The following is a 12810-nucleotide window of genomic DNA, read 5'->3' as shown; positions in this document are numbered from 1 at the left end:
GCCCCTCTGCGTGCCTCGCGATTTCGACACACCGGACGCATACACTTGCATGCATGTCGGATCGCCGCCTCGCCGTTGACGCCTGGGAGAGCCTCTTTCGCGCCCAGCACGAGATCTTTGACGAGGTCAAACGCGACTTTGCGGGATCCGACCTCCTCCAGGCGGAGTACGACGTGCTCCTCACGGTCGTCCGTGGGCCCGAGCAGACCGCGCGCCTGCGCGACATCACGGCGAACATGCTCATCAGCCAGCCGAGCGTCTCGCGCCTCGTCGACAAGATGGTGACGCGGGGGCTCGTGACCAAGTGCTCGGACCCCGACGACGGGCGCGGGGCGCTCATCAGCGCGACCGAGCACGGGGCGCGAACCTTCCGCGCCGTGGCCGTGCAGCACGGCAAGCGGATCGCGGACCGCATGGCCGTGCTCTCCGCGGACGAGCTCGCCGCGCTCTACGCGCTCACCGAGAAACTCCGCGGGCGCGGCTGAGCGTCGCTCAGCCCGCCGGCCGGTTCGCGAGCGAGGCGAGGAGTCCGCCGGCCTCGTCCGTGACGCGCGCCGTCATATCCTCATCGTCGATCGTCGCCACCCCGTCGCCCGGCTGCGGCCCATAGTCGCCGAAGGACGCGTGCGCGGCTCCCGCGATCTCCACCATGTCCGCGCCCGGCGGGAGCAGGTCGCGGGCGTCCGCCACCTTCTCGGGCGTCGACAGCCCATCCTCCGAACCGGCGAGGCTGAGCACGGGGAGCTCGCTGCCCGAGAGGTCGTTCGCGCAGTAGGACGCGAACAGGACGAGCGCGTCGGCATCGGGCGCGAGCTGGCACGCGCGCACACCGCCCAGCGAGTGCCCGCCGACGGCCCACGTCTCTACGCCCGGGGCAAGCTCCGTGAAGGTCTCGAGCGGCCGCAGGTCGAAGAAGGCGATGTTCAGGACGGGCTTCGTGATCACGACCGTCACCCCGTCTTCGCGCACGAGGTCCGCCAACCGCGCGGCGTACGCGGCGGCCTCGACCTTCGCGCCGGGGACGAAGACGAGCCCCGTTCCCGAGGCGCCGTCCGTGGGCGTCAGCGTGACGGCCTCCGGGAGGTCCTCGAACACGATCTCGGGGTCCGAGGTGACCTCCGCGAGCGGGCCCGGTTCGGCCGCCATCACGCCGACCTGTGTCCAGACGAGCGTGCCGGCGACGGCCAGGAGGACGAGGGCGCCGAGCGCGCCGCCCGTCCAGGCGAGAATGCGGAGGCGGCGGCGCGGGGAGCGGGTCATGCCTCACATTCTCCTCCCCGCACGCGCAACGAACGGCGGGCGGGCGCCTCGCGCCCGCCCGCCGTGCCGTGTTGCGGATCCGATCAGCCCGTGTTCTGCAGGCCCGCGGCCACGCCGGAGACGGCGAGGAGCAGCAGGCGCTGCAGGTCGGGGTCCGCGGGCGCCCCCTCGGGGGCATCGCGGAGGGCGCGCAGTGCGCGCAGCTGCAGGAGCGAGAGGACATCCACGTAGGGGCTGCGCAGCTTCACCGCGCGCTGCAGGACGGGCTTGTTCGCGAGCAGGCCGTCGCCGCCCACGATCCGCACGACCCAGTCGCGCGTGAGCGCCATCTCGTCGATCACGAGGCCCGCGAGGTCGTCCCGGTCGCCGAGGGCGAGGTACTGACGCGCGATCCGCTCGTCCGTCTTCGCGAGGCTCATCGCGACGTTGTCGATCATCGTGCGGAACAGCGGCCAGTCGGCGTAGGCCTCGCGCAGCAGCGCCTCGTCGCCCACGGCGTCGAGAGCGGTGCCGAGGCCGAACCAGCCCGCGAGGTTGATGCGCGCCTGCGTCCACGCGAACACCCACGGAATCGCGCGCAGGTCCTCGAGCGAGGACACGGAGAGGCCGCGGCGCGCCGGGCGGGACCCGAGGGCGAGGAGGCCCACCTCCTCCATCGGCGTCACGGTCGCGAACCACGGCGCGAAGCCATCGGCCTTGACGAGGTCGAAGAACCGGGCGCGCGAGGCGGTCTCCATCCGGGCCGCGACGTCCGCGAATCGGTCGGCCGCCCCGCGGTTGCGCTCCTCGTTGGAGGGAGCGGAGGCGGTCAGGATCGCGGCGCCGACCTGGTCGATGTGGCGCATCGCGATATCGGGGTCTCCGTAGCGGGCGAAGATGACCTCGCCCTGCTCGGTGAGCTTGAAGCGGCCGTCCACCGAGTGCGGCGGCTGCGCGAGGATCGCGCTGTTGGCGGGCCCGCCCCCGCGGCCGAGGGCGCCGCCGCGGCCGTGGAAAAGGGTGAGCTCGATGCGCTCGGCGCGCGCCCACTCGGCGATCTTCGCCTGCGCCTCGTAGAGGGCGAGCGTCGCCGCCACGGGCCCGACGTCCTTCGAGGAGTCGGAGTATCCGAGCATGACCTCGAGGCGGCGCCCCGTGGCGTCGAGGCGCGACCGGAACTCGGGGTGATCCACGATCTCCGCGAGGATCCCCGGCGCCGCCTGCAGGTCGTCGAACGTCTCGAACAGCGGGATCACATCGAGCACGGGCGGGGTCTGCCCCTCGCCGACCGCGTACCGCGCGAGGCGGTGCACGTTCGCGAGGTCCTCCGCGGACTGCGTGAAGGAGACGATGTAGCGGCCGGCGGCGCGCGGGCCGAAGCGGTCCTGCACGAAGGCGACCGCGCGGAAGACCTCGAGAACCTCCTCGGTCAGCTCGCTCCGGGGACCGCCCTCCGCCAGCTCCGCGAGGACCTTGCGGTGCACGGCCGAGTGCTGGCGCACCTCGAGCTCGGCGAGGTGGAACCCGAACGTCTCCACCTGCCAAATGAGCTTCTGCAGCTCCCCGTACGCCTGGCGCGCGGCGCCCGCCGCGACGAGCGACGACTGCACGGTGCGGAGATCCGCGATGAGGTGCTCCGGGTCGCGGTAGGCGAGGTCGGCGTTCCGCGTGCGCGTCGCGGTGATCTTCCTGGCGAGCAAGAGCAGCGTCGCGCGGTGGGGCTCGCCCGGCGAGCGCTTGGCAACGTCGGCGGCCGCCTCCTCGTCCGCGCTGCGCAGGCGGTCCCATAGGCCGGTCAGCTCGGAGCTGGGGGGCGTGGATCCCTCCCCCAGCGTGATGCTGCGGCCGACGCGCTGGGCCGCGCGCTCGAGGCCGAGCAGCACGTGCTCGCTCGCGATCCCCGCCGCCTTGCGGCTGACCTTGGCCGTGACGAACGGGTTGCCGTCGCGGTCCCCGCCGACCCAGCTGCCGACGCGCACGAACGGGCGCACGGCGGGCCGGACGGCGCCGGCGGACGCGCCCTGCAGCACGTCGTCGACGCGGCGGTAAACCTCAGGAACCGAGGTGAACAGCGTGTCGTCGAACACGGCCATCACCGTGCGCACCTCGTCCAACGGCGAGGGCTTCTCGGGCCGGATGGGCGAGGTCCGCCACAGGGTGTCGATCTCCTCGAGCATGTGGCGACGCGTGCGCCCCTCCGCCGCACCCCCGCGCGGCTCGGCGGACAGGTCGTCCACGAGGCCCGACAGGCGGCGGATGCTCGTCGAGACGGCGCGGCGACGCGCCTCCGTCGGGTGCGCCGTGAAGACGGGGTGGAAGACGAGGCCGTCGAGGCGCTCGCGCGCCGCGTCCTCGCCGATCTCTCCCGCCAGCGCCTCGTAGGCGCCCGCGATCGTGCCACGCGGGTCCCGGCCCGTCACGCCGCCGCGCTCGCGCAGCACGCGCACGCGGTGGCGCTCCTCGGCGAGGTTGACGAGGTGGAAATAGCAGGTGAAGGCGCGGGCGACTTCGTCGGCGCGCACCGGCGTGAGCCCGTCGGCAATGGCGACGGCGCGATCGAACGCGTCGGAGGCGGGGTCCGTGTAGGCCTCGATCGTCGCCGCCCGCAGGCGCTCGACATCCTCGAAGAGCCCGTCGGATCCGCTCTCGCGCAGCACCTGGCCGAGGAGGGAGCCGAGGAGGCTGACGTCGGCGCGCATGCGCTCGGGCATCTCCTGCTCGGCTTCGAGCCGGCCGACGAGGTCGAGGGTCTCAGTGGGGGTGGGAGAGGACATGAGCCCCAAGATAGCGACGTTCCGACGAACGGCCGAACTGAGAGGGTGGGGCGGACGAACTGCCACGAACGCGGAAACGGCCCCCACCGAAGTGGAGGCCGTTTCTGTGGTGCGCCCCGAGGGACTCGAACCCCCAACCTTCTGATCCGTAGTCAGATGCTCTATCCATTGAGCTAGGGGCGCATCGTTCGTTGCCGCGGCAACTCATCTACCCTACAACGCTCGTGCGCGGAGAGGAAATCGGCGCGCACACCCCGGGCGTGTCTGTGAGAACGATGCGCGGATCAGTCGGACGATTCCGCCCGCTTGCGCCGCTTCTTCGTCTCGCTCGCCAGCCGCTCGAGGTCGACCATGCGCAGGGCCTGCATGCGCGCCTCGCGCATGCGCGCGTACTCGGGGTCGTCGTCCGGCCGCATCGCCTCGATCCGCAGGCGGCTGTCGATGTTGACCTCGACGTCGTGCCAGGCGGCGTCGCGCGCGTCCTCGACGAGGCGGTGCACCTCGTCGTCGGACTCGGCGAGGAGGCGGAGTCGCTTCGCGACACCCGCGTACTGCTTCGCGCGGCGGCGCAGGTTGCGCACGTCGCGGTCGCGATAGTCGTGCGTGCCGTGGGGATCGCTGTGGCGCCCCCACGCCTTGAGGCGCAGCTTGCTCATGGACGCGGCCGCCTCGTCCTGCTCGGCTGCGAGCCCGAGGAGCGCCTCGCGCGCGTCGCCGCCGAACACCTCGGGCGCGAAGTCGTCGCCGTCGGCGATCGTGTCGACGAGGATGCGGTTCTTCACCTGCAGGCGCGCCGCGGCGAGGGCGATGGCCACGCCCTCCTCGATCGCCTCCGCGTTCCGTCGCACGACACCTCCCCGTCGTCCCCACCAGCCTAATGCGCTGAGGGTGGGGACGACGGGAACGGCACCTCCCGGGTCAGGCGAGCGCCGCCTCGGCCTCGGCGGCCAGCTCTTCGGCGACGGCCTCCGCGACGCGTACGGGCTCGCGCTCCGGGAGGATCGTGGGGTGCACCCCCGCCATCCGCTCGAGGACGCGGACGACCTGGCACGAGTATCCGAACTCGTTGTCGTACCAGACGTAGAGCACGACGTTCTCGTCGCCCGTCGCGATGGTCGCGAGCCCGTCGACGACGCCCGCCCGCGTGCTCCCCACGAAGTCCGTGGAGACGGCCTCGGGGGATTCGCTGTAGTCGACCTGCTGCCGCAGCGGCGAGGTGAGGGCGGTCTGGCGCAGGAACGCGCAGATCTCCTCGCGCGTGGTCGCGCGCTCCAGCTCGAGCCCCAGGATCGCGAGCGACACGTTCGGCGTGGGAACGCGGATCGCGCTGCCCGTGAGCTTCCCCGTCAGCCGCGGGAGCGCCTTCGCGACGGCCTTCGCGGCCCCCGTCTCCGTGATGACCATGTTGAGGGCGGCCGAGCGACCCCGCCGCTCGCCGGTGTGGAAGTTGTCGATGAGGTTCTGGTCGTTCGTGAAGGAGTGCACCGTCTCGACGTGTCCCCGCACGACGCCGAACGCCCCGTCCACCGCCGCGAGGACCGGCGTGATCGCGTTCGTCGTGCACGAGGCGGCGGAGAGGATCCGGTCCTCGGGCGCGATGTCGTCGCCGTTGACGCCGAAGACGATGTTCTTGATCGCGCCCTTCCCGGGCGCGGTCAGCAGCACCCGCGCGACGCCGCGGGAGCGCAGGTGCTGGCCGAGCCCCTCCTCGTCGCGCCAGCGCCCCGTGTTGTCGACGACGATGGCCTCGCGGATCCCGTACGCGGTGTAGTCGATGCCCGCCGGGTCGTCGGCGTAGATCACCTGGATGAGGGTGCCGTTGGCGAGGATCGTGCCCCGTCCCTCGTCGACGTCGATCGTGCCCTCGAACGCGCCGTGCACCGAGTCGCGGCGGAGGAGGCTCGCGCGCTTGTGCAGGTCCCCCTCGCCACCGCGGCGGACGACGATCGCGCGGAGGTTGAGCCCCTGCCCCGTGCCCTGGTGGGCGATGAGTATTCGCGCGAGCAGCCGGCCGATGCGCCCGAAGCCGTAGAGGATGACATCGGTGGGCACCGACGCAGGCGGCGCCATGACACCCGCGAGCTCGCCGCGCAGGAACGCGTCGAGGGAGGCGGCGTCGTACGTCCCGCCCGCCTCGTCGAAGCGGCTCACGAGGCGCGCGACGTCGAGGGACGCGGGGCCGGGCTGGATCCGCCAGAGCGACTCGAGCACGGCCATCGTCTTCTCCGGCTCGAGCGCCTGCACCCCGAGCCGGCGGGTGAACCGGTGGGCCTTCAGGATCTCGATCGGCGAGAGGTGGAGAAGGCGGCGCCCGAGCACCGACGGCACGATCCCGTCGCGGCGGTAGAGGAGGCCGATCAACGGGATCATCCGCTCGGCCAGCTCCTCGCGCGCGATCCACTCGGCGCGGCTCTCGTCATACGTGTTGCTCACTCGGCAATGCTCCTGACGTTGGGCGGGCGTCCTCGCCCGCGTGGCTGGTGGCGAATCGAGCGTATGGCGGCGTGGGAGCGATTTTCCGCGCGTTCTGACCACAAGAAGCCCTTTTCTTTCGCTCTGGGCAAGCGCGGCGCGCGGGGGCGCGGATCCGCCCGCTCGGTAAGCTGGAGGAGACTGTCGCCACACGGGCGACGGCCACGATGCTTTCCGGCACCAAGGGGGCGCAATGCGCGACAGCTCGACCGACGACGGGCTCAACGCCACAATCCATCCGGACGGCTCCGCCGTCCTCGTCATCGACGAGACGCCGCGCCAGATCGCCACGAGCCACGCGGAGGATGCGCGTCGCGAGATCGTGCGCCTGACGGCGGAGATCGCCCGCCAGCTCGGCCAGCCCACGCGGGTCGTCGTCCGCGAGCCCGATGGTGAATGGCCGCTGATCGTCGACGGCGAGGAGCACGTCGAGTACGCCGCGACCGACGGCGAGCCGCGCCCGGCCGCCGCACGCCCCTACGCGGCGGCGCCGTCGCGCCCCGCGATGACGACGATCGACCCCTCGCCCGCGGCGTCCAAGCCCGCCGCCCCCGCCGAGCCGGACGCCTCGGCGCCGGCGAGCGGATCCGCCCCCCAGGTCTCGAGCCGAGAGTTCGCCGACCGCCGCGCGCAGCGCGAGACCTTCCTCACGTCGGACCGCGGCGGGGAGGACTCCGAGGAGCCGGCGACGCGCGGCTTCCGCGGGACGATGACGCGCATGGGCATCAAGATGGCCCCGGGCGCCGCAGAGCGCTCGGAGCGGTCCGACCAGATGGCGGTCGCCCAGCACTGGCCCGGACCGCGGACGATCGCCGTCGTGAACGGCAAGGGCGGGTCGGGCAAGACGCCGACGACGATCCTCACGGCGGCCGTGTTCGCCCGCTTCGGCGGCGCGGGCGTGCTCGCCTGGGACAACAACCAGACGCGCGGCACCCTCGGATGGCGCACCGAGCAGGGTCCGCACGACGCGACGCTGCACGACATGCTCGAGTCGGCGCCGCACCTGCTCTCGGCCGACGCGCAGGCCGCCGATGTCGCGCAGTTCGTGCACCACCAGCGCCAGGACCGCTTCGACGTCCTGCGCTCGCAGCCGATCGCGCTCGCGGAGGAGCAGCGGGTCTCGGCGAAGGAAGTGGACCGGATCCACGCCGTCGCAGCCCGGTATTACCGGCTGATCGTCATGGATTCCGGCAACGACGAGTCGGATCCGCTGTGGCGCCGCATGATCGACCACACGGATCAGCTCGTCGTCGCCACGACGACGCGCGACGAGCACGCCGAGGCGGGCGCGCTGCTGCTCGAGGCGCTCGCCGATCGCGACGAGCGCTCGGCGCAGCTCGCGGCCAACGCCGTCACGGTCGTCAACCAGGCCGACCAGAAGGCGCCCATGAACGAGGTGCGCCGGGTGGTCGACGGCTACCGCAAGCTCACGCGCGACGTCGTGCACATCCCGTTCGACCCGGCGATGATCGACGGCTACCTGCACTACGGCGCGCTCCGCCCGGCGACGCAGCGCGCGTGGCTCGCCGCCACCGCCGCGATCGCCCGGGGCTTCGCGGGCGGCGCGTAAGCCCCGGGCGCCTAAGTCCACAATTCTCCGATAAGTCTCACCGGGAACCGGTGAGACTTATCGGAGAATTGTGGACTTGGTGGGGCTAGAGGCGCACGAGGCCGGCGACGCGGAGGACGGCCTCGCCCGCCTCCGCCGAGGCCTCCAGGTCGACCTCGGCGCGGATCCGCCAGTCGTGATCGCCGGCCGTGTCGTCGATGGTCTGCTCGACGCGCCAGACGCCGGGCTCGGAGTCGTCGATCGCGCACAGTCGCGGCGAGCGCGCCGCGGCGCCCGCGAGCATCTCGTCGTGCTGGTCGAAGTAGGCGTCCAGCGCCTCCGGCCACCCCGCGTCCGGGTCGAGCGCGACCAACTCGGCGTCGCGCTCGAGCGCCGCGAGCTGAACGCGCCGGAATAGCGCGTTGCGCACGAGTACCGTGAACGCGCGCCGGTTCTGCACGACGGATGGCGGCGAGGGCGGCACGACCGGGCCGTCGCCGTCCGGCTGGTCGAGGCCGGCCAAGAGCGTCTCCCACTCGTCGACGAGGCTCGAGTCGACCTGCCGCACCATCTCGCCCAGCCACTCGACGATGTCGTCGAGCTCGGGGGTCCGCGCCTCGGGGGGCACCGTCTGCCGGATCGTGCGGAACGCGTCCGACAGGTATCGCAGGACGAGCCCCTCGCTTCGACCGAGCTGGTACACCTGCACGAAGTCGGCAAAGCTGAGCGCGCGCTCGTACATGTCGCGCACGATGCTCTTCGGCGCCAACTGGAAGTCGCGGACCCACGGCTGCGACGACGCGAACGTCTCGAACGCCTGCGCGAGCAGATCCGCGAGCGGCTTCGGATAGGTGATCTGCTCGAGCAGCTCCATCCGCTCCTCGTACTCGATGCCGTCGCGCTTCATGGCCGCCACGGCCTCGCCGCGCGCCGCGAACTCCTGCTGCCCGAGGATCTGCCGCGGGTCGTCCAGCGTCGCCTCGATGATGCTCACGACGTCGAGCGCGTAGTGACCCGTGCCGGCGGATCCGGGACCGCCCTCCGGATCCAGCAGGTCCAGCGCGGCGAGCGCGAACGGGGACAGGGGCTGGTTGAGCGCGAAGTTCGGCTGCAGGTCGACGAACAGGCGGATCTCTCCCGCCGGACCCACCTCGACCAGCTGCGCATCCCGCAGCGTGCGGAAGATGGCGAGCGCACGGCGCGCGAGCGCGTACTGCTCGCGGCGAGGCTGGTGGTTGTCGAAGACCAGCGCGCGCACGTTCGCGAAGACGTCGCCGCCGCGCGCGATGACGTTGATGAGCATCGCCGACGTCATCTGCATCTGGGGCGCGAGGGGCTCGGGATCCGCCTCGATGATCTTCTCGAAGGTCTGCTCGCTCCAGCTCACGAAGCCCTTCGGCGCCTGTTTCTTCTGGACCTTCTTGCGCTTTTTCGGGTCGTCGCCGGCCTTCTTCAGCGCCTGCTCGTTCTCGATCTCGTGCTCGGGCGCGAGCACAAGGACGTTGCCGTACGGGTCGTAGCCCGCCCGGCCAGCGCGCCCGGCGATCTGGTGAAACTCGCGCGCGCCGAGGCGCCGCATGCGCGTGCCGTCGTACTTCGACAGGGCGGTGACGAGCACGGTGCGGATCGGCACGTTGATACCGACGCCGAGCGTGTCCGTGCCGCAGATCACCCGCAAGAGCCCGCGCTGCGCGAGCGTCTCGACGAGGCGCCGGTAACGCGGGAGCATGCCCGCGTGGTGCACGCCGATGCCCGCGCGCACGAGCCGCGACAGGGTCTTGCCGAAGTTCGTCGTGAACCGGAAGTCGCCGAGCGCCTCCGCGATGGCGTCACGCTGGGCGCGGGTCGCGACCTGGATGCTCGCGAGCGCCTGCGCCCGCTCCATGGCCTGCGCCTGGCTGAAGTGCACGATGTAGACGGGAACCTCCGACGCCTCGAGGAGGCCCTCGACGACCTCGTGGGAGGGGCGTTTTTCGTAGCTGAAGTGCAGCGGGACGGGCCGCTCGGCGCCCGCGACGAGCGCCGTCCGGCGGCCTGTGCGCCGCGAGAGGTCGGACTCGATCGCCGTCGTGTCCCCCAGCGTCGCCGACATCAGGAGGAACTGCGCGCGGGTCAACAGCAGGAGCGGGATCTGCCAGGCCCAGCCGCGTTGCGGATCCCCGTAGTAGTGGAACTCGTCCATGACGACCTGGTCGACCTCGGCGTCCGCCCCCTCGCGCAGGGCGAGGTTGGCGAGGATCTCGGCCGTACAGCACACGATCGGCGCGTCGGGATTAACGGAGGAATCCCCCGTCACCATGCCCACGTTCTCGGCCCCGAACGCCTCGACGAGGGCGAAGAACTTCTCGCTGACGAGCGCCTTGATCGGCGCCGTGTAGAACGTCCGCCCGCCGCGCCCAAGCGCGATCGCGTGGGCCGCGAGCGCCACGAGGGACTTCCCCGTCCCCGTCGGCGTCGCGAGGATCACGTTCGCCGACTGCACGAGCTCCATGACGGCCTCGTCCTGCGCGGGGTACAGCTCGATCCCGCGCTCGAGCGTCCACTCCAGGAACGCGTCGTAGAGGGCATCGGAATCGGATCCGGCGGAGCGGGCGGCGTCGAGGAGGGAAGGCATCCCCTCGAGTCTGCCCGATCCGCCTGGGCGCCGGGCGCCAGGCCGCTGCGCGCGGCCTGGCGCGGTTACGCTCGGGGGATGGCCGAATACCCCGCGACGATCGCGCGGCGCGTGGATCACGAGATCGAGATCAAGCGTTCGCGCTTCCTCGCGCACCTCGTGCCGGTCTCGTCCGTCGACGACGCGGACGCGGCGATCGCCGGGATCCGCAAGGAATTTTGGGACGCCCGCCACAACTGCGTCGCGATGGTGACGGGGGTCTCGGGCGACCAGGCGCGCTCCTCGGACGACGGCGAGCCGTCGGGGACGGCGGGCGTGCCGATGCTCGAGGTGCTTCGGCGCCGCGGCATGACCGACGTCGTCGCGGTCGTCACGCGATACTTCGGCGGCGTGAAGCTGGGCGCCGGCGGGCTCGTACGGGCGTATGGGAACGCCGTGTCGGAGGCCCTCGACCGCGCGCAGCTCGTGCGCCGCCGCGCGCTCACCCACGCGGTGATCGAGGCCCCGCACGCCGACGCGGGGCGGATCGAGAACCTCCTGCGCGAGTGGGCGTCCGCGCGCGACGCGGTGCTCGCGGATCCGGAGTACGGCCACGCGGCCCGGCTCGGCGTATGGGCGCCGCCCGACCAGCTCGCGCCCCTCGCGGCCGACGTCGCGGCGTGGAGCTCGGGCGCGCTCGGCGTCGAGATCGGCGAGACAGCGATCGTCGACGTCGCGGAACCGCTCGCGGGCCGCGCCGCGGGCGCATGACCCGCGGCGCGGCCCGTCCGCCCGAGTGTCCGGGTCAGCGGGAGGCGGACACCAGCCCCGCCCTCGCGCCGTCCCTCGCGTTCAGACGCAGGAACACGAACGACACGATCAGCGCCGCGACCGTGATCGCGCCCCAGATCCCCGCGACCGCCCAGGCCGCGCCCGCGATGACGAGCAGCGGCACAAACGTCACCGCGGTGATCTCGACCGGGAGCACGGGCAGGTAGGCGACCGAGAAGTCCTCCAGCGTGCGCGACTTGAGCTTCGGATCCGCGATGCGCAGCAGGGCGACGCCCGTCGCGACGGCGCCGGTCGACCAGCCCCACGTGAAGATCTGGCGCTCGAACCAGCCCTCGCCCAGCACGCGCGGCGCCAGAACGAGGCCGAGGAAGAGGCACAGCGCGAGGCCGACGACGAAGAGGATCGTGAGCGCGAGCCACTGGTCGGCCACGAGGCTCAGCACGACCGAGGCGATGCCGCACACCATGAGCAGGTCGGTCGCCGTACCGGACAGCGAGTTGATCGAGTCCTGGTCGATGAAGCGCGACGCCCGCGCCGCGGAGAACAGCCCGCGCACGATGAGGCCCACGACGAACGCGATCGTGAACAGCGGGAACGCCACGGCGGGGATCCACTGCCCGAGCAGCGTGTTGAGGCCGTAGGCACCCGCCGCGACGGCCGCAACGAGGCCGACCTGGAACGTCAGCGACTCGATCGTGCCACCCGAGAAGAGGTGGTTGCCGATCGGCTGGGTCTGCTTTCCGTCGACGATGTCGAGGACGCCCGTGCGGAGGTCCTTGGGGATCTCCTTCGTGCCCGCGTAGGCGCGGGCGTGGCCGTGCTTGGCGCCCCACCGCGTCTGGATGATGCCGCCGACGACGCCGACGAGCAGCCCCACGGTCGCCGACGTGAAGGCGATCGACGCCGCCTCCGGGTAGCCGGCGTCGCCGAGCGCGGAGCCGACGGCCGCGGCGGATCCGAACCCTCCGGCCCAGCCCGCGAAGAGCATGATGCCGAGGTAGTCGGGCGAGCCGAGGAGCGGGCCGAGGACGAGGAGGACGAGCACCATGGCGACGGCGACCTGCGCCGCGTACATCAGCACGCCATAGGCCGCGAAGCTGCCGACCGAGCGGCCGATCTTCGTCAGGTTGAAGTCGCTCGTGAGCGCCATGCATGCGAACACGGCGGCGATGAGGACGGATCCGTACGTGCCGAGCTGGTCCGAGAACGGCAGCCAGCCGAGCACGTTCGGGCCGAGGATCAGGCCGAGCACGCCGGCGATGACGCCGGCCGGGATCATCATGTCCTGCAGGGGCTTGAAGGTGGCGCGCAGGAGCGTGCCGATCGCGAGGAGAGCGCCGATGAGGCCGGCGTCAACCAGCAGGGACCAGGGGGAGAATTCCATCCGGGGT

The 12810-nt window shown here is 72.0% G+C and carries 9 protein-coding genes and 1 tRNA gene; 3 read left to right on the top strand and 7 right to left on the bottom strand.

The window, feature by feature from the left end:
- The first annotated feature begins 53 nt into the window (after positions 1-53).
- Complete coding sequence (locus GJQ66_RS01900; RefSeq protein ID WP_155047671.1) at positions 54-485, top strand: MarR family winged helix-turn-helix transcriptional regulator; 432 nt, start codon at positions 54-56, stop codon at positions 483-485.
- A gap of 7 nt (positions 486-492) precedes the next feature.
- Here GJQ66_RS01900 and GJQ66_RS01895 read toward each other — a convergent pair whose 3' ends face one another.
- From GJQ66_RS01895 to GJQ66_RS01875, 5 genes are all read right to left on the bottom strand, one after another.
- Positions 493-1260: an alpha/beta hydrolase gene (locus GJQ66_RS01895; protein ID WP_155047670.1), complete on the bottom strand. Its 768-nt coding sequence runs from the start codon at positions 1258-1260 to the stop codon at positions 493-495.
- 83 nt (positions 1261-1343) lie between these two features.
- A complete protein-coding gene (locus tag GJQ66_RS01890) occupies positions 1344-4013 on the bottom strand; it encodes a phosphoenolpyruvate carboxylase (protein ID WP_155047669.1) in 2670 nt (889 codons plus the stop codon).
- Between the two features lie 107 nt (positions 4014-4120).
- Positions 4121-4196: transfer RNA gene (locus tag GJQ66_RS01885), tRNA-Arg, on the bottom strand.
- 101 nt (positions 4197-4297) lie between these two features.
- Positions 4298-4861 carry an asparagine synthase gene (locus tag GJQ66_RS01880; protein ID WP_368732549.1) on the bottom strand — a complete coding sequence of 188 codons (564 nt, stop codon included), beginning with the start codon at positions 4859-4861 and terminating at the stop codon, positions 4298-4300.
- Between the two features lie 70 nt (positions 4862-4931).
- Positions 4932-6446 carry a glyceraldehyde-3-phosphate dehydrogenase gene (locus tag GJQ66_RS01875; protein ID WP_368732548.1) on the bottom strand — a complete coding sequence of 505 codons (1515 nt, stop codon included), beginning with the start codon at positions 6444-6446 and terminating at the stop codon, positions 4932-4934.
- A gap of 232 nt (positions 6447-6678) precedes the next feature.
- Between GJQ66_RS01875 and GJQ66_RS01870 the strand changes: the two genes are divergently transcribed.
- Positions 6679-8055, top strand: coding sequence for an AAA family ATPase (locus tag GJQ66_RS01870; RefSeq protein ID WP_155047667.1), 1377 nt, complete (start codon positions 6679-6681; stop codon positions 8053-8055).
- Positions 8056-8140: 85 nt separating this feature from the next.
- On the opposite strand, the gene GJQ66_RS01865 is transcribed toward GJQ66_RS01870, so the two are convergent.
- Positions 8141-10648, bottom strand: coding sequence for an RNA helicase (locus GJQ66_RS01865; RefSeq protein WP_155047666.1), 2508 nt, complete (start codon positions 10646-10648; stop codon positions 8141-8143).
- A gap of 78 nt (positions 10649-10726) precedes the next feature.
- Here GJQ66_RS01865 and GJQ66_RS01860 point away from each other — a divergent pair, with 78 nt between their 5' ends.
- The gene (locus tag GJQ66_RS01860; RefSeq protein ID WP_155047665.1) at positions 10727-11398 is read left to right on the top strand and encodes a YigZ family protein; all 672 of its coding nucleotides are present in this window, start codon (positions 10727-10729) and stop codon (positions 11396-11398) included.
- Between the two features lie 34 nt (positions 11399-11432).
- Here GJQ66_RS01860 and GJQ66_RS01855 read toward each other — a convergent pair whose 3' ends face one another.
- Positions 11433-12803 carry a sodium/glutamate symporter gene (locus GJQ66_RS01855; protein WP_155047664.1) on the bottom strand — a complete coding sequence of 457 codons (1371 nt, stop codon included), beginning with the start codon at positions 12801-12803 and terminating at the stop codon, positions 11433-11435.
- Positions 12804-12810: the final 7 nt, after the last annotated feature.

Origin of the sequence: Microbacterium sp. ZXX196 (assembly GCF_009709595.1) — a bacterium.
Classification (GTDB): Bacteria; Actinomycetota; Actinomycetes; order Actinomycetales; family Microbacteriaceae; genus Microbacterium; species Microbacterium excoecariae.
Note: the sequence above shows the minus strand (reverse complement) of the source record. Positions and strands in the feature narration are given on the sequence as shown.